Annotated in this window: 28 protein-coding genes, 1 tRNA gene and 3 pseudogenes; 10 read left to right on the top strand and 22 right to left on the bottom strand. The window is 38.0% G+C overall.

Annotation, left to right across the window (positions count from 1 at the left end; translation table 11 throughout):
- Nucleotides 1-79 precede the first annotated feature (79 nt).
- A pseudogene (locus HT671_RS00545) lies at nt 80-187 on the top strand (IS5/IS1182 family transposase); the annotation flags it as partial.
- A 14-nt stretch (nt 188-201) separates the two neighbouring features.
- On the opposite strand, the pseudogene HT671_RS12000 reads toward HT671_RS00545, so the two are convergent.
- From HT671_RS12000 to HT671_RS00485, 12 genes and pseudogenes are all read right to left on the bottom strand, one after another.
- Nucleotides 202-536 (bottom strand): annotated as a pseudogene (locus tag HT671_RS12000) (site-specific integrase); the annotation flags it as partial.
- A gap of 1 nt (nt 537) precedes the next feature.
- Nucleotides 538-912 (bottom strand): HepT-like ribonuclease domain-containing protein, encoded by a 375-nt coding sequence (locus HT671_RS00535; protein WP_001257560.1) that lies wholly within the window; start codon nt 910-912, stop codon nt 538-540.
- Entirely contained in the window at nt 893-1,207 is a 315-nt protein-coding gene (locus tag HT671_RS00530) for a nucleotidyltransferase domain-containing protein (protein ID WP_000263130.1), read from the bottom strand. Before HT671_RS00530 ends, HT671_RS00535 begins: the two co-directional genes overlap by 20 nt.
- Before the next feature lie 45 nt (nt 1,208-1,252).
- Nucleotides 1,253-1,414 carry a type II toxin-antitoxin system RelB/DinJ family antitoxin gene (locus HT671_RS00525; RefSeq protein WP_000077979.1) on the bottom strand — a complete coding sequence of 54 codons (162 nt, stop codon included), beginning with the start codon at nt 1,412-1,414 and terminating at the stop codon, nt 1,253-1,255.
- An 89-nt stretch (nt 1,415-1,503) separates the two neighbouring features.
- Nucleotides 1,504-1,881 carry a type II toxin-antitoxin system HicB family antitoxin gene (locus HT671_RS00520; protein ID WP_000921490.1) on the bottom strand — a complete coding sequence of 126 codons (378 nt, stop codon included), beginning with the start codon at nt 1,879-1,881 and terminating at the stop codon, nt 1,504-1,506.
- A 57-nt stretch (nt 1,882-1,938) separates the two neighbouring features.
- A complete protein-coding gene (locus tag HT671_RS00515) occupies nt 1,939-2,127 on the bottom strand; it encodes a type II toxin-antitoxin system HicA family toxin (protein ID WP_023941316.1) in 189 nt (62 codons plus the stop codon).
- A 272-nt stretch (nt 2,128-2,399) separates the two neighbouring features.
- Nucleotides 2,400-2,471 (bottom strand) — tRNA-Arg (locus HT671_RS00510).
- Nucleotides 2,472-2,511: 40 nt separating this feature from the next.
- Nucleotides 2,512-2,859 carry a 50S ribosomal protein L19 gene (gene rplS / locus HT671_RS00505; RefSeq protein ID WP_001068669.1) on the bottom strand — a complete coding sequence of 116 codons (348 nt, stop codon included), beginning with the start codon at nt 2,857-2,859 and terminating at the stop codon, nt 2,512-2,514.
- 118 nt (nt 2,860-2,977) lie between these two features.
- Nucleotides 2,978-3,307, bottom strand: a complete 330-nt coding sequence (gene crcB / locus HT671_RS00500; RefSeq protein WP_138703274.1) for a fluoride efflux transporter CrcB — start codon at nt 3,305-3,307, stop codon at nt 2,978-2,980.
- Nucleotides 3,301-3,675, bottom strand: coding sequence for a fluoride efflux transporter CrcB (gene crcB, locus HT671_RS00495; protein ID WP_000712082.1), 375 nt, complete (start codon nt 3,673-3,675; stop codon nt 3,301-3,303). Before crcB (HT671_RS00495) ends, crcB (HT671_RS00500) begins: the two co-directional genes overlap by 7 nt.
- Nucleotides 3,672-3,938, bottom strand: coding sequence for a chorismate mutase (locus tag HT671_RS00490; RefSeq protein WP_000362492.1), 267 nt, complete (start codon nt 3,936-3,938; stop codon nt 3,672-3,674). Before HT671_RS00490 ends, crcB (HT671_RS00495) begins: the two co-directional genes overlap by 4 nt.
- A 115-nt stretch (nt 3,939-4,053) precedes the next feature.
- Complete coding sequence (locus HT671_RS00485) at nt 4,054-4,497, bottom strand: flavodoxin (RefSeq protein ID WP_000241950.1); 444 nt, start codon at nt 4,495-4,497, stop codon at nt 4,054-4,056.
- Nucleotides 4,498-4,600: 103 nt separating this feature from the next.
- On the opposite strand from HT671_RS00485, the gene HT671_RS00480 reads away from it, so the two are divergent.
- The 4 genes from HT671_RS00480 (at nt 4,601) to HT671_RS00465 (ending at nt 6,685) form a co-directional block, all read left to right on the top strand.
- On the top strand, nt 4,601-5,536 hold the full coding sequence (locus tag HT671_RS00480; protein WP_138703273.1) for a bifunctional oligoribonuclease/PAP phosphatase NrnA: 936 nt from the start codon (nt 4,601-4,603) through the stop codon (nt 5,534-5,536).
- A gap of 95 nt (nt 5,537-5,631) precedes the next feature.
- Nucleotides 5,632-5,874: a type B 50S ribosomal protein L31 gene (locus HT671_RS00475; RefSeq protein ID WP_000710764.1), complete on the top strand. Its 243-nt coding sequence runs from the start codon at nt 5,632-5,634 to the stop codon at nt 5,872-5,874.
- A gap of 177 nt (nt 5,875-6,051) precedes the next feature.
- Nucleotides 6,052-6,336 (top strand): type II toxin-antitoxin system RelB/DinJ family antitoxin, encoded by a 285-nt coding sequence (locus HT671_RS00470; protein WP_050208398.1) that lies wholly within the window; start codon nt 6,052-6,054, stop codon nt 6,334-6,336.
- Complete coding sequence (locus HT671_RS00465; RefSeq protein WP_023936126.1) at nt 6,326-6,685, top strand: type II toxin-antitoxin system RelE/ParE family toxin; 360 nt, start codon at nt 6,326-6,328, stop codon at nt 6,683-6,685. The genes HT671_RS00470 and HT671_RS00465 overlap by 11 nt, the downstream gene beginning before the upstream one ends.
- 135 nt (nt 6,686-6,820) lie before the next feature.
- Here the strand turns inward: HT671_RS00465 and tatA are convergent, their stop codons facing one another.
- The 6 genes from tatA to HT671_RS00435 all read right to left on the bottom strand — a co-directional run bounded on the left by tatA (nt 6,821) and on the right by HT671_RS00435 (nt 11,929).
- Nucleotides 6,821-6,991, bottom strand: coding sequence for a twin-arginine translocase TatA/TatE family subunit (tatA, locus tag HT671_RS00460; protein WP_000512112.1), 171 nt, complete (start codon nt 6,989-6,991; stop codon nt 6,821-6,823).
- The gene (gene tatC / locus HT671_RS00455) at nt 6,975-7,706 is read right to left on the bottom strand and encodes a twin-arginine translocase subunit TatC (protein WP_138703272.1); all 732 of its coding nucleotides are present in this window, start codon (nt 7,704-7,706) and stop codon (nt 6,975-6,977) included. The genes tatA and tatC overlap by 17 nt, the downstream gene beginning before the upstream one ends.
- Nucleotides 7,707-9,395, bottom strand: a complete 1,689-nt coding sequence (locus HT671_RS00450; protein WP_138703271.1) for an FTR1 family protein — start codon at nt 9,393-9,395, stop codon at nt 7,707-7,709.
- Nucleotides 9,370-10,584, bottom strand: a complete 1,215-nt coding sequence (gene efeB, locus HT671_RS00445; RefSeq protein ID WP_119943626.1) for an iron uptake transporter deferrochelatase/peroxidase subunit — start codon at nt 10,582-10,584, stop codon at nt 9,370-9,372. The genes HT671_RS00450 and efeB overlap by 26 nt, the downstream gene beginning before the upstream one ends.
- A 5-nt stretch (nt 10,585-10,589) precedes the next feature.
- On the bottom strand, nt 10,590-11,462 hold the full coding sequence (gene efeO, locus HT671_RS00440) for an iron uptake system protein EfeO (RefSeq protein WP_023941325.1): 873 nt from the start codon (nt 11,460-11,462) through the stop codon (nt 10,590-10,592).
- A 107-nt stretch (nt 11,463-11,569) separates the two neighbouring features.
- On the bottom strand, nt 11,570-11,929 hold the full coding sequence (locus HT671_RS00435; RefSeq protein WP_138703270.1) for a hypothetical protein: 360 nt from the start codon (nt 11,927-11,929) through the stop codon (nt 11,570-11,572).
- A 162-nt stretch (nt 11,930-12,091) separates the two neighbouring features.
- On the opposite strand from HT671_RS00435, the gene HT671_RS11850 reads away from it, so the two are divergent.
- From HT671_RS11850 to HT671_RS00425, 3 genes are read left to right on the top strand one after another with little or no spacing between them, the layout of a single operon-like run.
- Entirely contained in the window at nt 12,092-12,223 is a 132-nt protein-coding gene (locus tag HT671_RS11850) for an SPJ_0845 family protein (protein WP_000268685.1), read from the top strand.
- The gene (locus HT671_RS00430) at nt 12,224-13,129 is read left to right on the top strand and encodes a permease (RefSeq protein ID WP_172922999.1); all 906 of its coding nucleotides are present in this window, start codon (nt 12,224-12,226) and stop codon (nt 13,127-13,129) included.
- The gene (locus tag HT671_RS00425) at nt 13,126-13,941 is read left to right on the top strand and encodes a TIGR03943 family protein (RefSeq protein ID WP_000617844.1); all 816 of its coding nucleotides are present in this window, start codon (nt 13,126-13,128) and stop codon (nt 13,939-13,941) included. Before HT671_RS00430 ends, HT671_RS00425 begins: the two co-directional genes overlap by 4 nt.
- A gap of 129 nt (nt 13,942-14,070) precedes the next feature.
- On the opposite strand, the gene HT671_RS00420 is transcribed toward HT671_RS00425, so the two are convergent.
- The 4 genes from HT671_RS00420 to HT671_RS00405 form a co-directional block, all read right to left on the bottom strand.
- Nucleotides 14,071-14,787 carry an alpha/beta hydrolase gene (locus HT671_RS00420; RefSeq protein WP_138703269.1) on the bottom strand — a complete coding sequence of 239 codons (717 nt, stop codon included), beginning with the start codon at nt 14,785-14,787 and terminating at the stop codon, nt 14,071-14,073.
- 3 nt (nt 14,788-14,790) lie between these two features.
- Nucleotides 14,791-15,102 carry a hypothetical protein gene (locus tag HT671_RS00415; protein ID WP_000420552.1) on the bottom strand — a complete coding sequence of 104 codons (312 nt, stop codon included), beginning with the start codon at nt 15,100-15,102 and terminating at the stop codon, nt 14,791-14,793.
- A gap of 112 nt (nt 15,103-15,214) precedes the next feature.
- Nucleotides 15,215-15,394 (bottom strand): hypothetical protein, encoded by a 180-nt coding sequence (locus HT671_RS00410; protein WP_000216060.1) that lies wholly within the window; start codon nt 15,392-15,394, stop codon nt 15,215-15,217.
- 12 nt (nt 15,395-15,406) lie between these two features.
- Entirely contained in the window at nt 15,407-16,279 is an 873-nt protein-coding gene (locus HT671_RS00405) for a DUF4300 family protein (RefSeq protein WP_000749590.1), read from the bottom strand.
- Nucleotides 16,280-16,752: 473 nt separating this feature from the next.
- Between HT671_RS00405 and HT671_RS00400 the strand changes: the two are divergent.
- Nucleotides 16,753-17,267, top strand: a pseudogene (locus tag HT671_RS00400) (S24 family peptidase); the annotation flags it as partial.
- 158 nt (nt 17,268-17,425) lie between these two features.
- Entirely contained in the window at nt 17,426-17,692 is a 267-nt protein-coding gene (locus HT671_RS00395) for a tyrosine-type recombinase/integrase (protein ID WP_138703280.1), read from the top strand.
- The last annotated feature ends 83 nt before the right edge of the window (nt 17,693-17,775 follow it).

The following is a 17,775-nucleotide window of genomic DNA, read 5'->3' as shown; positions in this document are numbered from 1 at the left end:
ACACCTCTACTTCTAAAACATTGTTAGAAATCGATTTGACTGTCTTGATTGATTTGTCCTGTTCTTATTTCATCTCACTATGAAAACGTTTAAAATATTTTCAACAACCTATCGAAATCATCGTAAACGCTTCGGATTACGAATGAATTTGATTGTTGGTATTATCAATCATGAACTAGGATTCTAGTTTTGCAGGAAGTCTAATAAATATAAACCGTAAATATGCCTGCCTGCTTTTGCTATCATGGTTTGGCTACCTATCCCAAGTTCGGATAAAAATACTTTCAAGTATTTATTCAATCCATAATTTGTAGAAAGTTTATACCTTCTATCACAAGAGACCAAATCATATTTCTTTAATTCTTCACGATTATAAAGAACCTTATCTTGTTCCTCTTTCAATGCATCCAATACAGATATTAAATCTTCATCAATAATAATTTCTCTTATGGAAGTATTCGTTTTTTGAGGAATAAAATTTGTCGATTTCTAGCAAATCTTCCATACGTTTTTAGAGTTTCTCTTTCATTTTCTATTTTATAATTCACCTTCTAATTCTCTTATAATCGAGTGTAAAGATTCTTTCGTTTTGGGAACAGATTCCTTCAATATACCCTCTATAATTTTAAAATTTAAGTTAGAATAATTATGATAAATAAAATTTCTAAAACCTTTTATCTGAGTCCAGTTTATCCTATCTGAATACTTCTGTTTTACTTCCTCTGATAATTTGCCTAACGATAACTGTTCTCCTACCTGTCCTAAATTCATAGCGATAGAATCAACTACCATATCATCATCTAAAGGTAAATTATATCTTCTTGCTTTATACAAAACAGCATCGGCCTTATCAAGATATAAAACCATATCCTTCAAATATGCTATATCAGTTTCAAGAGATTGACTTCTCATAAATAACCTCTCTATCATTCAAAAAATTTTTCTTGACTAACTTCCCAATGTTTGTTTTTGGAGAAAGTAAATCACTAACCAATAGAATATCTATATTACCATCAAAAATAGTCAAAAGTCTACCATATACATCAAAATATATAGAATCATCCTCTAACTCCAAAGCAATATCAACATCACTTTTCCCATCAGCTTCGCCCCTAGCATAAGAGCCAAATAGATAAATTTTAGATAAATCATATTGTTTAGCAACAGGAACAATTTTTTCCTTTATCTGATCTATTGTATAAACCATAACCGAACCCCTTTAGATTATATCTATCCACACTTTTATTTCACCTTACTCAGAATCAAGTTTAACTTCAAAAGGAATACTTCTTGTCAACACACTTTGCTTCAAAAATAACTTCACAGCAGTTGACATATCCAACCCCAACTCATTAAAAATCGCAGTCGCTTCTTTTTTCAATTCATCATCTACTCTTACAGCAATTTGTGACATAGCATTTCTCCTTTTCTTCTTGTATATCTATTGTATCACTTTTACCAATACATATCAAACTTATTCCCTAATAAATACAGTCTTTAAATTTAAACTTGCAACTTCTTCTCTAATGCTTGTGCCAAAACTTCTGAATAGTTAATCTTTTCTCGATCAGCAAGACGAACTAGCCATTCAGGAACGGTCACGTTCTTTCTAATCGCCTTGTTACTTCTCACAAAAGGCGCAGGATCAACTTGAATCATTGATACAAAACCATCTGAAACTTCAATCTTTAAAATATCACTTGGAGTAGGCAACGCCATCCCTTCATCGATATAAGAAGCTAAAACATTTTCAAGCATTTCTCGAGCATTTTTCATCGCTTCTTCGATATTTTTTCCTTCTGTACCACCACCAAATTCTGGAAATTCTACCCAATATCCTGTTCCTTCTTTATGAAAAATAGCTGGATACGTTTTTAACATTCTACTACCTCCAACATTCTACTACCTCTGATGTAAAAAGACTTAGGAAAGTAAAAATTACAATCCTAAATCTTTGAGAATCTTTCTCTCCAATACCTTTCCCAAATCTTCATTTCCATGAACTGGAATCGTGACAAGATAAGAAAAACCCTCTTTCTTAAAATGATGATGACTTCCTCTTTGACGAACTTCAACCCATCCATTCTCAAGAGCTAGTTTCACCATTTCTTTACCTGTAAGTGGCATATATATTCGTTACCTCCTTACACTTACTATTATACGCATTATGTGTATAATAGTCAAATTAAAACAAACCACTTTTTCTCAATAACTACAAAATAAAATAGACCAGCTTCCTGATCTACTTTATTCTATATTCATTGACTTTTGGTCAAATTTTGGTCACACTTTGGTCAAAGATTCCAAAAATACTAACCTATTTTAAAAAACTAAATTGTGATGATTGCCTACAAATAAACACTTTGAATATTCTTTATGTTTCTTTACGCTTCTTATTATGCCCCCTGCAGGAATCGAACCTGCAACTACTCCTTAGGAGGGAGTTGTTATATCCATTGAACTAAGGGAGCTAGATAAAAACTCTGCTGAAAAAGCAGAGTTTTAGTCGAATTAACGACGGATTTCTTTGATACGAGCTGCCTTACCTTGAAGAGCACGCAAGTAGTACAATTTTGCACGACGTACTTTACCGTAACGAACAACTTCGATTTTTTCAACACGTGGAGTGTGGATGGGGAAGATACGCTCAACACCTACACCGTTAGAGATTTTACGAACTGTGTAGTTTTCTGAGATACCAGCACCTTTACGTGCGATAACAACACCTTCAAAAATCTGGATACGTTCACGGTTACCTTCGACAACTTTCGCGTGTACACGAACAGTGTCACCAGGACGGAATGATGGGATATCTGTACGAAGTTGACCTTCAGTCAAGCTTTGGATTAATGGATTCATTTTATTCTCCTATCTTTGTCAATCTTGAGGAATCTTCCTCAGCGGATAAACTGTATTTTTGTGCGTCCATTACACACAAGATACAGTTTACCAAATTTCCACAAAAAAGTAAAGAAATTTATAGCAGAATTCCTAAAAAAATCGCAATCAAACCACCGAGGTAGGTCAAAGCTAAATAAGAATAAAATCCCTTCCTATCACTTAACAATCTTTGGAGTTCGTCATTCAAGGTCGAAAAAGTTGTCAAACCTCCACAAAATCCTGTTGCTAAAATAGCATAGACTTCCTTAGACTCCACATGATTGTAGAATAATCCAATCAACAAACAACCTAGAAGATTGGCTATGAGCGTTCCGAGGGGCAATTTAGAAGTTTGATTATAGCGGGAAAAGAAATAGCGCACTAAAGCTCCGAAACCACAAGCAATTGCAAGATAGACGATTACCATTTCTTCCTCCCTAGAAAATAAGCTAAGAGTAGGCCTCCACCGATGCTCAAAAGCAAATACAGGACTAAACTAAGATAACGCCCTGTATCAAGCAGCTTCACAGTATCAAGCATTAGGCTGGAAAAAGTTGTTAAACCTCCACAAAAGCCCGTCCCTAGTGCTAAAATCAAGCCCTTACTAGTCCCCTTATAGACCAAATATCCCTTGACAAGATAAATCAAGCAGAAAATTCCCAGATAGTTGACAAAGAGAGTGCCCCAAGGAAAGTCTGGACTGGCTGATAACCAAGTAGAAACAAGGTAGCGCACAAGTCCGCCCAACATAGCAGCTATAAAAATGCCTAGCGGATAAAATTGTTCTTTTTTCATTTGATATTCTGATTCTGATAATCACGCGAACGTTTGAGTATGTCCGAAAAAGTCGCGACAATAGTTTCCTGATAGCGCTTATCTCCTACACGACTTCTAACCTTTTCAAAAATAACCGCTTCTCTCTTGGTATCTAAAATCGGTTTACCTGAAGCTTTCTTATAGGCAACTACACCCTCAACCAAATGCATTCGTTCTTCTAAGAGCTTGACGATTTGGTCGTCGATTTGATCAATTTCTTGACGAATACTATCTAAATCCATACAGTCTCCTCCTTTATTTGAATTATTGTATCAAAAAGCCGCCAAATAGGCTAGTAAAATCCTAACTCACGATAAGAAAAATGCACTGATTGATTACATCAGCGCACGTTTATACTTATCCTACTTTAGCAGCCAATTCTTCTGCGAATTGTTCCAAGCGCTCAATGTCTTCTTCCTCAGCAGAGAGATCAACTTTAACACATTCTGAACCTTTTTCTGCTCCTGTCGAAACAAAAACACGATCAAAGTCATCAACAGCCTTACAGAATTCATCGTAGAAGGTATCTCCTGAACCAACCACTCCGTAGATTTTGCCATTCAAGTTGAGATCTGCTAGGTCTTCGTAGAAGTCCATCATCTCATCTGGCAATTCACCATCACCATAAGTATAGGTCGCAACGATAGCGATGTCAGCTTCCAAGAAGTCTGAAGCGTCAACAGTTGTACATTCATCAACATCGACATCCAAGCCCAAGTCACGTAATTTGTCTGCTACAATATCTGCAATTTCTTCGGTATTACCGGTCATACTGGCAAATACAATTTTTGCTAATACCATATCGTCCTCCTCAATTTATCTTTCTCCATTATATCACATCTTTTTCATTTTAAAAATAAAAATTCTTGTGCTACAATGAAATGAGAAAGAATTGAGGTTATTTATGGAAATTTGCCATCAAATTTTAGAAAAAATCAAAGAATACGACACGATTATCATTCATCGTCATATGAAACCAGACCCTGATGCCTTGGGAAGTCAAGTGGGCTTGAAAGCCTTGCTGGAATATCATTTCCCTGAAAAAAACATCAAAGCCGTAGGTTATGATGAACCGACTCTTACTTGGATGGCTGAGATGGATCTTGTTGAAGATAGTGCCTACCAGAGCGCACTTGTCATCGTCTGTGATACGGCGAATACTGCTCGTATCGATGATAAGCGCTATAGTCAAGGTGATTTTCTCATTAAGATTGACCACCATCCAAATGATGATGTATACGGTAACCTATCTTGGGTAGATACTAGTTCAAGTAGCGCTAGCGAGATGATTACCCTATTTGCCCAAACAACCCAACTAGCCTTGTCAGATTGCGCTGCTGAGTTGCTCTTTGCAGGAATCGTTGGCGATACAGGTCGTTTCCTCTACCCTTCTACCACTGCACGGACTCTTCGTCTGGCTGCCTATCTAAGAGAACAGAACTTTGACTTTGCGGCTCTCACTCGCAAAATGGACACTATGAGTTACAAAATTGCTAAACTTCAAGGCTACATCTACGACCATCTGGAAGTGGATGAAAATGGTGCAGCGCGAGTTATCCTGAGTCAAGAAGTCTTGAAACAATTTAATGTTACCGATGCTGAAACTGCAGCCATTGTCGGTGCACCTGGACGCATTGATAGTGTTAGTCTCTGGGGAATTTTTGTGGAGCAGGCTGTTGGCCACTACCGCGTTCGCTTACGCAGTAAAATTCATCCTATCAATGAAATTGCCAAGGAACATGATGGTGGAGGCCACCCTCTAGCAAGTGGTGCTAATTCCTATAGCCTAGAAGAAAACGAAATCATCTACCAAAAGTTAAAAAACTTGCTTAAAAACTGATAAAATACTTGCCAAACTTTTCAGAATCTGATAGACTAGTATGGTAACAATCTATGGCTCGCAAAGAGACCATGGCAGAAAGGAAATATTGTAAAATGAAAAAAGATATCCATCCAGAATATCGCCCAGTTGTCTTCATGGACACAACTACTGGTTACCAATTCCTTAGCGGTTCAACAAAACGCTCTAACGAAACAGTTGAGTTCGAAGGCGAAACTTACCCATTGATCCGTGTGGAAATTTCATCAGACTCACACCCATTCTACACTGGACGTCAAAAGTTCACTCAAGCAGATGGACGCGTGGATCGTTTCAACAAAAAATACGGTCTCAAATAATGAGAAAAAGACAGCTTCGGCTGTTCTTTTTTGTTTCTTGAAATCAACTGCTGTTTTCATGTTCCAAACTAAAAAAACTTTACACTCTCGATAGTTTCTAGAGTACAAAGTTTTCTCTTGCCTAAAAAATATAAAAGATATATACTAGCTATATATAGTATAGATTGGAGATATACCATGACGACATCACTTACTAAGCAATACAATTTTAAAATCAATGAGTCATCAATGGAACAAGCTAGAGCTATCATCAAGGAAAAAGGAATGACTATGACGGATGCTATTAGTCTTTTTATCGAGCAGATTGTTCTCGAACAGGATTTACCAATAAAAACTGCAGAAGATATACATCGTGAGCGATTGATTCAGGAACTACAAGCCCAATCTGAACGCTCCTTAAGAGAATACGAATCCGGACAAGGAACTTCCCTAGACAATATGAGGCTACGATATGGCTTATAAAGTGAGTCTTTCTACTGAAGTGAGTCAGGCAATTGACAATATCCATGACTACATTACTACTGTTCTTTTATCACCTCAGTCTGCTAAGAATACTGTAGCCAGAATTTTAGACGGCTTAAAAAGTTTAGAAACTTTTCCTGAAGCTGGCTTTGATGCAGATGAAAAAATCGGACTAAAAATCAACAGTAAGTACCCTACGCGAGGAAAAATTATCGGTCAGTATATCTTGCTTTACTTTATCGACCAGACTCAAAGAACTGTTTTTCTTTCCCACTTATTTCACACCAAAAGTGACTATGTTACCTTGCTCCAAAGCAAAAATAACAAAAACTCAAAATCATCATTTTAATGTCCACCACTCTCTTAATAACCTTGTACTTATAAGGAACACAGTCTTCATTTTAACTAAAAAATAAAAAAACTTTGCACTCTAGCTAGCCACACAATGGTTTCCAGAGTACAAAGTTTTTTAATTAGACCAGATTTAATCTTCCTTATCTTGATTTTCAGTTCCTTTAACTGCTTTTTTAAATTCAGATAGCATTTTACCGATTGACTCGCCTAGTTCAGGTAATCGTTTTGGTCCAAAAATCAAGAGAGCTCCTAAAACGATGATAATCAATCCTGGTGCTCCGATATCACGTAAGATTCCCATTTCTCGCTCCTTTCTGCTTGCGTTTCATAATGTGTTTGCTGATGGTAATACTCAATTCATAGAGTAATATCAAGGGGGCAGTCATTGCTAAATCGCTGACAAAGTCAGCTGGTGTCAAGATGACTGCAAGTACCAATAAGATAAAATAGGCATATCGGCGATAAGCAATCAATAATTCTGGTCCAATGAGGCCAATCGACGTCAAAAAGGCAATGATAACTGGCAATTCAAAAACCAGAGCCATGGGTAAGGTCGTTTGAAAAACAAAGGACAGATAATTTTGGGCTGTTAACTGCGTTTCAAATAGTCCTTCTCCTAGCCCTAATAAAACCTGAAGTAAGGCTGGTGTTACAAAGTAAAAACCAAAAGCCAGTCCAACTAGAAAACAAAGGAAACTAGCTGGAATATAGGCAAAAATCGCTCTAGCTTCTTCCTTCTTTAAACCGGGTTTGATGAAAGACCAAATATGATACACCGTGTAAGGCAAGGTGATGGTAAAGGCCATCAGACTAGCCAAACGTATGTATATCCATAAAATATCATTAGGTCCTAAAACAATCAACTTTTGCTGAAAAGATTGGGGCACATACTGATAAATCTGGTCTGCAAAAAGTAGGGAGACACAAAATACCAAAAAGAAACAAATGACCACAGCCAATAATCTCTTTCTAAATTCTACCAGATGTTCCACGATTGTCAATTCTTTTCTGTCCATCTATTTTTCACCCTGTCTAAAAGTGACAATCAAGACAATAATAACAAAGACTAGCTGGCTGACCAAGCCTTCCCAACTTGGATAAATTCCAAGCAAATCGATCGTTGGAAAGCCTGTCAGCAAGTGATTTGGTGCCATATTGGTCAACTGAAGAGCATGGACACTAACTCCCAGCATCTTGAAGGCTAGGGCATAAATCATCCAAGTCAGGATAAAGAAGACATTATGTGGCAGGAAGAATTGACTGGCCTTATTCATCACTATGGCAATAATTACCAGAACCAGTAAGGCAAGTGAGATTCCCAAGACAAATTCAAAGCTGGAAATCCTTGGTAAAATCCCAACATAAAAGAGAATGGTTTCTGCTCCCTCACGGAAAACAGCTAGAAAACTGAGAGCAAACATGGAAATAAAGGAGCCTGTCTTGGTCACTGTTTCCATTTGTGACTCCATAAAGGTATTCCATTTTTTGACCGAGGATTTGCTGTGGAGCCAGATTCCAATCAAAATCATCATAGCTACTGCAAAAATTCCCACTGCTCCTTCGATGATTTCACGATTGGAGCCTGATGTTACTGCTGGAAAGGCAATTTGCAGGATAAAAGCAATAAGGAGACTAGCCATGATTCCAGTGATAGCACCACCATAAACCCACTTGAGTCCCTTTCGCATCTTGGCTGCTTTCAAGGTCGTCACCAAGGCCATGACGATTAAGAGAGCCTCTACCCCTTCTCTCAGGAGAATCAGCATGGCATCAAAGGCATTGTAACGTGCGCTAGTATCAATTTGTGATAAATCTGCAATCAGTTTTTCTAATTTTTCTTGGTATTCCTTCTCACTTCCCTTGACCATAATCACAGGGCTTTCACTTTCCACTCGAGTATAGAGGGAAGGATTGGTCGTGCTAACAGAGCCTTCAATCGTTGGCCAGATAGTGATGAATTCCTTCATGCTAGCTGCTCCTGATGCTTGATCACCAGCTTGGAATTGTTCCAAAGCCTTTGTCAAAAGGGCAATACCGTCTTTAAGACTCAAATCAGAAGATGTTGCTACGACTGCTTTTCCAGCTACAAAATCATCAATAGCCTTTTTTAAGTCCTCAAAGGAAATCTGGATTGAATTAAAATCTGTAGGCTCGGTTTCCATGCTACTACGCAGGAAGGAAATAGCTGTTTCAACACGTCCATAATGAGCTGTACTATTGTCACGAACCACACTTTCATTGATGGTCCAAGTGGAATTCATTTTCTTAAAGGCCTCTCGAACTTTTTCCAAATCTTTGGAGGCAATGGCCTGCTCTAAGGCTTCAAAACGAGGACTGAGACGGTTGACCAATTTTTCCTTTTCCGCATCTAGGTCAACAGGATTTTGTTCTTTTTCAAAAGCTAATAGGGCTGCAGAAATTTCGGTGAGTTTGTCTTCAGTAATCTCGCCTGATTGAGCTAACTTTTCCTTAACAACTTTACCAGCCTCAGAATTGCTGTCTTCTACTCTTTCGAAGTCTGATGCCATCTCCTGAACGAGTTTCTGAGCCTCAGACTGACTCCCATTTTTGACCGCTTTAGAAGCATCTGTGATTTTCACAAAGTAAAAACTCAGACTTTCTTGGGCACCTACTGGGGAAAGAATTAAAAGTGACAAAGCTAAAACTAGTAACCAGCTTTTAGCCTTCCAATAATTTCTGACCAATGTAGCCCCCTTTCTCCACACCACCAAAGCAAGCAAAGAGTCCACTACCGATGTGAGTGATGTATTCATTCATCTTATCAGTAGCGCCTAGATTGGTTTGAACCTTGACAAAGTTATCAGGATCCTTCTGGAAAGAAATAAAGAGCAAGCCCGTATCAAACTGGCCAGTTTTTTCATCAATTCCATCAGAGTAAGAATAAGAACGACGCAAAAGCGGCTTGTCCACTTCCTTAGCCAAACGAACATGCGAATCATCAGGCAAAAGACTCAAATCCACTTCATCAAACTCATTTTTCTTACCGAAAGGGGCACCACTTTCCTTGTAACGACCAAAGGTATTTTCTTGTTCTTCAAGACTAGTACGATCCCAAGTTTCTAAAAACATCTGAATCCGACGAACTGCCATATAAGAACCATTTTCCATCCAGTCCTTACTATCAGCCCAAATGACGCGGTCAAAGTCTTTCTCCTTGGTTGGATTTGCTGTTCCATCCTTAAAACCAAAGAGGTTACGCGGAGTCTCCATTCGATCCCCGATAGCTGCAAAACCAGACTGACTCCAACGAAGGGTCACGGCATTTCTCCCCTTACGGATGAGATTGCGAATAGCGTGAAAGGCAACCTGCTCATCATCTGCACAGGCCTGGATGACAATATCTCCACCAGTATATTTTTCACGCAATTGCTCTTTAGGAAAAGGCGGTAAATCCCTGAAAACTTGAGGACGCTTGTTTTCCAAGTTCATCTTTTTCAAGAAACTCGCAGACACACCAAAAGTCAGCGTCAAACGATGAGGGTTGAGCCCGACTGTCTCACCAGTATCACTCGGAGGCAAGAGAGCATTCTGGCCATCTTTTTTGACCAATTCCCCCTCAACCAACTTGGCACTATAATCCGTCCAATCCTTGAATAGCTGGATAATCTTATCTCTATCCGTCGTATGCAGGTCCAAGACAACAAAATAGATATTCTTTTGCATGGGCGTACTAATCCCAGCTTGATGCTTGCCATAAAAAGCAATTTTTTCATTTCCGTACGAGATTTTTTCCTGACTTCCTAGCTTAGGTGCGAAAAAAGCAGAAGCACCAGAGAGTCCTAGCGCTAAACCAGCCCCTCCAATCCCTGCTTTTTTTAGAAATTCTCGACGGTCCATTTTCTTCTCAAAAAACTTTTCGTCTTTTTCAGTCATGACTCTTATTCTCCACTAAGAAATTTACCCATTTGTGATAGAGGCTCACCAAGTTTTGTCACAGCTTCTGACAATTCTTTGGTATCTTCTGTTGTCAAATCTGTATAGAGCTTGTAGTGTTCCTTGTCGGTCATGTGTTTGTCCAACAAATCATTGACAGACTTGAAGTCCGCTTCCAATTCTTTAACTAGGTTAGCGTCTGATTTTTCAAGCAAAGGTTTAAAGAGTTGGAAAATCTTCTCAGCTCCCTCGATATTGGCACGGAAGTCATACAAGTCTGTATGAGAATAAATTTCCTCTTCCCCTGTAATCTTACTTGTTGCAACTTCGTTAAGCAAGTCGACTGCCCCAGTCAGCATAACCTTGTAGTCCACATCAACAGTTGCAATCTTGGCTTTCAATTCCTTGATATCATTGACCAACTGATCACCATAGCTTTCAGTTCCTTTAGTTGTATTGTCTTCCCAAAGGATACGCTCAATACGGTGGAAACCTGACCATCCCTCTTCTGTCTTGTTTTCGTCCATGTAGTCTGCCAAACGGAAGTCAATCTTGACATCTGACTCACCAAAACTCTCGGCAATCGGTTCTGAACGCTCATAAGACATACGAATCAGTGGATAGACCTTCTTAGCTTCTTCTAACTTACCTTCTTTCAACAGTTTGACAAAGCCTTCTGTATCTGTCAACAGTTTATCGATTTGGTCTTGCACAAAAGTCTTATAGTCAGCAGTAGCCTTATCAAGCATTTTTTGCTTGTCTTCAGACAAGGCTGTCACCTTGGACGAATCACTCGTATTGCTTGGCTTAGATTGGTTATTAGCACAAGCTGTCAATAGCAAGGCTGAAGATAAAAGGACAAAACCTAGTTTTTTCATTGTATACTCCTATCGGTTCAGGAAACCTGAATTCATTTTACGTTTCATTATACTATGTTTTTTCTAATCTGTCAATAAATTTTCAGACAATTTAATGTTATGTTTTCTCAATCTACCAGACTTAATACGACTTTGTAACTTGTAATCTTGTAAACGATACATGGTCGGAACATAAAAGAAATCTCCACTTTTATGTAACTTAATCGCAACTTAATCGCAACAAGAACATTATTATCAAATCTTTTTACATATTCAAAACTGGCGTCTTTCTCTCGTGGATTGATGCCGACGAAATCTGGGTTCCTTAGTATGAGTTCCAGGTCTTCAATATGATGAATCACATCATTGTGATGGCCTTTTATCATATGGCTTCTCAAACCGTCTTTGTTGACCTTTATGTCGCTCGCTTCAAGAACAATATCAAAAATTTCTTTTACTTCATCGGTAATCTGACCGATTTTTTTCATGATCCATAATTTCCTCCGTTATTCCACAACTATTATATCACAATCATAGTGTATATCAGGATATATCAAACTCTATTATTCGTTAGATACTCAATTTTAACTTTTCCCTTTTCCTCAAAATAATAGTATAATAGAGGTAGAATTTAGAATCGAGGTACACCTATGGCTGTAAAATTTACAAAACGAGACGACTTGGACAAGATGTTTGAAGAGTTTGCTAAACTCCCAGATTTGAAACAAGTCACTTTCCCTGATGACAAAGAGAAAAAAGCCAAAGCAGAAAAGAAAAACTAGATGACTGCTTTTCAACAACTCCCATCTAGTGTACTTCAGACTGGGGCTATTTTCCTCTCCATTATCATTGAAGCCCTCCCTTTCGTTCTGATAGGAAGCATTGTCTCAGGGCTGATTGAGGTTTATATCACACCTGACAAGGTTTATCATTTTCTCCCTCGAAATCGTTGGGGAAGAATCTTTTTTGGCACCTTCGTTGGAATACTTTTCCCCTCTTGTGAATGTGGAATCGTCCCGATTATCAATCGTTTTCTGGAAAAGAAGGTTCCCAGTTACACGGCCGTTCCCTTTCTTGTGACAGCACCTGTTATCAATCCCATTGTTCTTTTTGCGACCTATTCTGCCTTTGGCAACTCCTTCCATGTCGCCCTATTACGAGCTCTGGGTTCCATTCTTGTGGCTGTAATACTAGGAATTTTTCTAGGATTTTTCTGGCAAGAACCGATTCAGAAAGAAAATCGTCTGACTTGTCATGAGCATGATTTTTCTTACTTTAGTTCTGCAAAAAAAGTTTTTCAGGTCTTTGTGCAGGCCATTGATGAATTTTTTGATACGGGGCGTTATTTGGTATTTGGCTGCCTCTTTGCTTCTATAATACAGGTCTACGTTCCGACTCGGATTCTGACCTCTATCAGTGCGACCCCTCTTTTTGCCATCCTGCTCTTGATGATTTTATCCTTTCTTCTTTCGCTCTGTAGTGAGGCGGATGCCTTTATAGGTGCTTCTCTTCTCTCGAGTTTCGGTTTGGCTCCAGTTCTGGCCTTTCTCGTCATTGGCCCAATGCTGGATATCAAAAATATTCTCATGATGAAAAATTACTTGAAAGCACGATTTATTAGTCACTTCATTACGATTGTGACTCTGGTCGTTTTAGCCTATTCTCTCTTGATTGGAGTCATCCTATGATTCGATTTTTAGTTTTAGCTGGCTATTTTGAACTGACTATTTACCTCCATCTGTCGGGCAAACTAAACCAGTACATCAACATGCACTATTCCTATCTGGCCTATATCTCCATGGTGCTTTCCTTTATCTTGGCAATTGTTCAATTGTATATCTGGATGAAGCAAGTCAAAACCCACAGTCATCTGAACAGCCGATTGGCCAAGATGACGAGTATTTCTCTTCTGGCTATTCCACTTGTCATCGGCTTAACTTTCCCAACTGTTAGCTTGGATTCTCAGACCGTTTCTGCTAAAGGTTATCATTTCCCCCTATCGGAAGGAACGGATCTAGCCATTCAGACAAGTGAAGGGACGACAAGCCAATATTTGAAACCAGACACCAGTTCTTATTTTTCAAAATCAGCCTATGAAAAGGAAATGCGAACGGCGGCGGATAAATACTTGTCCCAGGATAGCATTCAGATCACTAATGAAAACTATATGGAGGTCATGGAGGCTATCTACGACTATCCAGATGAGTTTGAGGGCAAGACAATCCAGTTTACAGGCTTTGTCTATAACGACCCCAGTCATGCCAATAGTCAATTTCTGTTCCGATTCGGCATTATCCACTGTATCGCAGATTCTGGTGTCTATGGATTGCTGACCAAGGGAAATACCCGGCAGTATGAAAACAACACTTGGATTACGGCCAAAGGAAAACTGCTCAATCACTACCATAAAGAACTCAAACAAAATCTCCCAACCTTGGAAATCGACAGCTTTACAAAAGTCGATAAACCAGAAAATCCCTATGTTTATCGAGCTTTTTAAGAAAATCAAGATAAAAACGAACAAGTTCTCTTCTGAATGACAGAAAAGAGCCTGTTCGTTTTTTTTGTTATATGAGAATTAGTGACTTGTAGATTTTCATCTTATACCATTTCAAGCCATACAAGCAACTCAGTGAGAATAAGAGAGCCACTCATTAATCATACTAGCGATTTTTTTGGGTGCTTGAGTATAAAGCTCATGGCCAACGTTTTCTAGAAAAATAGTATCAAAATAATCTGGTAATTCTTTTAGTGTTTCCTCTCTCCATGTAGCTTCATTAGGATAGCGAGGACTAATAAATAAGGTATCTCCCACTTCTCTCTTAAAAGCTTGTATTTTTCTCCGTAAGCGGAGTATCGCTTCTATATTTTCATAATTTATAGCCAACTCATATCTATTATACTCAGAATTCCAGTGATAGGACTGCCTTACGGCTTTCTCCATATTTTCTGACCAATGCTTTGCTTCAGATTTTTCTTTAGAAATAAGAAGAGCTAAGTCCGAAACAATTTGAGATTTGATATAATTTTTAGTTTCCTCTAACTCTGTATCTAAAGGTAAAATCTTATCTAAATCTAGATAGCCACCATCCAAAAGAATCAGTTTCTTCACTTCTTGAAATTCCGATGCGAGATAACGAGCCAAATCTCCTCCAAGAGAATGGCCTATCAGACAGATAGATTCTTCCTCTTCTATCGATTTTTTAAACCATGATTTCAATTCTGTTTCATCTCGAAGATGTTTTTCATATGGATTTAGAAAATAAACCTGAGAATCTAGTTCTTGAAGAATATCCTTGCTATGATAGACATTACTTCCCAAACCACCAATAAAATATTTTTTCATTCTCTACTTAATACTATGCTTATTCATCTTTTGTTCAAAGATAGTTGTGATAATCTGACGTAATTCTTCTCGTTCTTTTTCTGGAATCTCACCACTTGTTTGAGCTGCAGCGTAAAGCTCAGGGTGTTCGATTGAAATGCGTTTAATCGTACGTGTCGTAGCATGTTTTCTGACGAAAAACGGAATGCGCTTAATCAAGTCTTGTGGTACTAGTGCAAAAATCTTCTCAGCAGTTTCCTTGTCACTAATCTTAGACGTAGTCAGCCCCTTCTTAATCATTTCCTGTTCTTTTTCTGTAAAATCTTTTAATTCCATCTGATTAGTCCTCCTATTTTCTCTAAATTAAATTATATAGCAATCTGGATAAAACTACAAATGGACTATCTGGAAATAGGTGCAATACTGTAAAGACGAGTCTGTTCTTTAATTATAAATCTTCCTCCTCAGTCACTTCCCATACTTCTGATTGATAGCCATTCCCATCAATATCGTATCTTTGGATATAGCCAATAAATGTTTCATTTTTTCGTGGTTTCTGGCTATTAACGATTGAAATAACCCACCAACTCATCAAAAATAGAAATAAAAGTCCTAGGATTACTGTCATATCATACCACCATTAAAGTTTAACCCACTTATCATTATCCATGATAAAAGGCTGAGCCAGTCCCTCGCCTGTATAATCCGCATACTTGGTGCCTAAATACTTGTAACAATCTTCCTTGCTGGCAAATTTAATCGCTTGGTAGGGCTCTTCGAAAGTCAATTTCTCTACAAATAAGAAACCGTCATCAGCCGGTACTAAGACTCCAACGTGGCCTACAAACAGATACTCACCATCCAGATTGTCGTGCAAGACTACAGATAGCATTCGAGCTTTGTCGTTGAATTGAAATTGGGAGAAGAATGTTTCCATCTTTTCAGCGTGAACCTTGACATCCGTCGTTGCCTCAGTTGGAACTCTCGAAAATAGAATATCAAACTCTTCCTTATCTTGTGAATCAAAGACCTTCCCCTTATCAATCGCATCGTTATCTAGGAAAAGCAATTGATCATTCTTATCAAGTTTTGGAATGGTGACTGAATTTTTCAAAAGACAATAACTATTGATACGGCAGTTGGTTCCAACAAAATCACCCTTCTTTTGATTCCAGAGATGACTGATTTTTTCAACATCGTATTCTGTGTGAGTAAAGGAAGTGAAATCTCCTGATAAGCCAGTTGAGCCGACAATGGTATTGTAATCATTAACGAGATTAAAAAAGGCATCAACACTATTTGGATCCAAGTGAGCTGATAAGAGAGATTTGACCTCTTCTGTACTTACCTGATTGTTTAGGTTGGTGTATGAAGCTTTCCATGGAACTTTCGTTGAACTACTTTGCCTTTGACTCGTCCCATTCGAAGTTGTAGCATCTTGCTGACAAGCTGCCAAGCCTAAAAACAAAGCTGAACAGATTCCTAATATGGCTAATTTTCTTGATTTCTTCATCTTTTTCTCCTAAATGTCTTGGATTAAAGTTTCTTTAACTACTGATTTACAGATATTGATTACTTTCTCATTTAATATGCTCATCGTCTTTCCCTCCGATTTGTTTTTTTTGTTATTTCCTTAAGCTTGATTTAATTATAATAGGCGTTTCGTGCTCTGTCAACAATTTTTTTACGAAAACACAACAAAGTTTTCATTTTCGTGGATTTCGCGTTATGCTTTACTTATAAAAACAGAAAGCGATTTCATTCGTAGATAAAGAAGAGATTGCGATTGTTAGAAGCTAAAAATAAAACAATACAGACTAGTAATGGTTGGACTCAATAAGAATTGGGTACTAAGATAGGTATAAGTAAAAACACCATTGGAAATTATGAAAAAAGGGTTAGGTCTACTAAGAAAAATACTATATTTGACTTAGCTAAAGTATTCAGTAGCTTGATTGATGCCTCTTTCCTCCAGTTCAAAAGGATTCTCCTAGCGATATCCAATCTATCTACGACCAACGGGCATCACCCAGACAAGGTAAATTCCTGACCTATGCCGAGAGGCAACTGTATGAGCAGAAAAACGAAGATAAACGAAGTATCATAAAAATCATCAGACTGGACGACTACAGACAGACTACTTACTCTCGTGTTAGGTAGTTTATCTCTGCAGGTAGCCGCTCGATGCAGGATGACGATTTAGATATGAGTTTCCATTCTATGAGGATGAAATCTCAGACGACTACGACGTAATCGCTTATGTCGTCAGCAGGTCCATGGAGCCAAAGATAAGAAACGGCAACTACCTATTTATCAAGAATCCCCCACAGATTGACTATAATACCATCGGTATCTTCCAAGTAGACGGTGCTAACTATGTCAAGAAACTCCGCCAAGGCTACCTCAAAAAACTCAATCCCGAATACCCCGACATCTGCCTAGACGAAAGCAACCGTATTCGCACCATCGGAAAAGTTGTCAGGCTGTATAGGGAGAATTAAAAAAGAGGGAGAATGACGATATAAAACAAACAGATTTTAAAAGATTCGAAAAACTTTGAAAAAGTTCATTCTACATTTCAAAAAAGAATAAGTGACCTAAAGCAGATTATATTTTGTTAAACAATAGTGATATGTAAATTTAGAGAAAGGCATTTAAGATCACTTTTCAAAAGGCAAATACTAAACTAGCGAAACCGATAAACCAGCCCCTTAGTTCCCATATTTTCAGGCACACACTCTTTAGTACACTAGCTGAGAAGAATATCCCATTAAAAGCTATAATGGTTAGAGTGGGACACAAAGACGCTAAAACAATAAATAACATCTACACTCACGTAAGTAAAATAATGGAGCAAGCTGCTTTGGAGGTTTTAAATACCATATCATTAAATCGAAAATATATCAGATTGAATCTAGACAAGTAGATTGCGATTGCTAAAACATTTGTAGAAATTCATTTGACTTTTCTAATCAATTTGTGCATATCTTATTTCATACTCAATGAAAA

Origin of the sequence: Streptococcus sp. 2741 (genome assembly GCF_013276315.1) — a bacterium.
Classification (GTDB): Bacteria; Bacillota; Bacilli; order Lactobacillales; family Streptococcaceae; genus Streptococcus; species Streptococcus pseudopneumoniae.
The sequence above is the reverse complement of the archived record's forward strand: the minus strand, read 5'-3'. Positions and strand labels throughout refer to the sequence as shown.

What these genes read in the sequence shown, in the direction of transcription:
- HT671_RS00430 (WP_172922999.1), top strand. Translation starts at nt 12,224, where the DNA reads ATGACTGCTTTTCAACAACTCCCATCTAGTGTACTTCAGACTGGGGCT.
- HT671_RS00415 (WP_000420552.1), bottom strand. Translation starts at nt 15,102, where the DNA reads ATGGAATTAAAAGATTTTACAGAAAAAGAACAGGAAATGATTAAGAAG.
- HT671_RS00480 (WP_138703273.1), top strand. Translation starts at nt 4,601, where the DNA reads ATGGAAATTTGCCATCAAATTTTAGAAAAAATCAAAGAATACGACACG.
- HT671_RS00470 (WP_050208398.1), top strand. Translation starts at nt 6,052, where the DNA reads ATGACGACATCACTTACTAAGCAATACAATTTTAAAATCAATGAGTCA.
- HT671_RS00435 (WP_138703270.1), bottom strand. Translation starts at nt 11,929, where the DNA reads ATGAAAAAAATCGGTCAGATTACCGATGAAGTAAAAGAAATTTTTGAT.
- HT671_RS00425 (WP_000617844.1), top strand. Translation starts at nt 13,126, where the DNA reads ATGATTCGATTTTTAGTTTTAGCTGGCTATTTTGAACTGACTATTTAC.
- HT671_RS00490 (WP_000362492.1), bottom strand. Translation starts at nt 3,938, where the DNA reads ATGGATTTAGATAGTATTCGTCAAGAAATTGATCAAATCGACGACCAA.
- HT671_RS00535 (WP_001257560.1), bottom strand. Translation starts at nt 912, where the DNA reads ATGAGAAGTCAATCTCTTGAAACTGATATAGCATATTTGAAGGATATG.
- crcB (WP_138703274.1), bottom strand. Translation starts at nt 3,307, where the DNA reads ATGGTAATCGTCTATCTTGCAATTGCTTGTGGTTTCGGAGCTTTAGTG.
- HT671_RS00465 (WP_023936126.1), top strand. Translation starts at nt 6,326, where the DNA reads ATGGCTTATAAAGTGAGTCTTTCTACTGAAGTGAGTCAGGCAATTGAC.
- crcB (WP_000712082.1), bottom strand. Translation starts at nt 3,675, where the DNA reads ATGAAAAAAGAACAATTTTATCCGCTAGGCATTTTTATAGCTGCTATG.
- HT671_RS11850 (WP_000268685.1), top strand. Translation starts at nt 12,092, where the DNA reads ATGGCTGTAAAATTTACAAAACGAGACGACTTGGACAAGATGTTTGAA.
- efeB (WP_119943626.1), bottom strand. Translation starts at nt 10,584, where the DNA reads ATGACTGAAAAAGACGAAAAGTTTTTTGAGAAGAAAATGGACCGTCGA.
- HT671_RS00525 (WP_000077979.1), bottom strand. Translation starts at nt 1,414, where the DNA reads ATGTCACAAATTGCTGTAAGAGTAGATGATGAATTGAAAAAAGAAGCG.
- HT671_RS00515 (WP_023941316.1), bottom strand. Translation starts at nt 2,127, where the DNA reads ATGCCACTTACAGGTAAAGAAATGGTGAAACTAGCTCTTGAGAATGGA.
- HT671_RS00485 (WP_000241950.1), bottom strand. Translation starts at nt 4,497, where the DNA reads ATGGTATTAGCAAAAATTGTATTTGCCAGTATGACCGGTAATACCGAA.
- HT671_RS00405 (WP_000749590.1), bottom strand. Translation starts at nt 16,279, where the DNA reads ATGAAGAAATCAAGAAAATTAGCCATATTAGGAATCTGTTCAGCTTTG.
- tatC (WP_138703272.1), bottom strand. Translation starts at nt 7,706, where the DNA reads ATGGACAGAAAAGAATTGACAATCGTGGAACATCTGGTAGAATTTAGA.
- HT671_RS00530 (WP_000263130.1), bottom strand. Translation starts at nt 1,207, where the DNA reads ATGGTTTATACAATAGATCAGATAAAGGAAAAAATTGTTCCTGTTGCT.
- rplS (WP_001068669.1), bottom strand. Translation starts at nt 2,859, where the DNA reads ATGAATCCATTAATCCAAAGCTTGACTGAAGGTCAACTTCGTACAGAT.
- efeO (WP_023941325.1), bottom strand. Translation starts at nt 11,462, where the DNA reads ATGAAAAAACTAGGTTTTGTCCTTTTATCTTCAGCCTTGCTATTGACA.
- HT671_RS00410 (WP_000216060.1), bottom strand. Translation starts at nt 15,394, where the DNA reads ATGACAGTAATCCTAGGACTTTTATTTCTATTTTTGATGAGTTGGTGG.
- HT671_RS00420 (WP_138703269.1), bottom strand. Translation starts at nt 14,787, where the DNA reads ATGAAAAAATATTTTATTGGTGGTTTGGGAAGTAATGTCTATCATAGC.
- tatA (WP_000512112.1), bottom strand. Translation starts at nt 6,991, where the DNA reads ATGGGAATCTTACGTGATATCGGAGCACCAGGATTGATTATCATCGTT.
- HT671_RS00475 (WP_000710764.1), top strand. Translation starts at nt 5,632, where the DNA reads ATGAAAAAAGATATCCATCCAGAATATCGCCCAGTTGTCTTCATGGAC.
- HT671_RS00520 (WP_000921490.1), bottom strand. Translation starts at nt 1,881, where the DNA reads ATGTTAAAAACGTATCCAGCTATTTTTCATAAAGAAGGAACAGGATAT.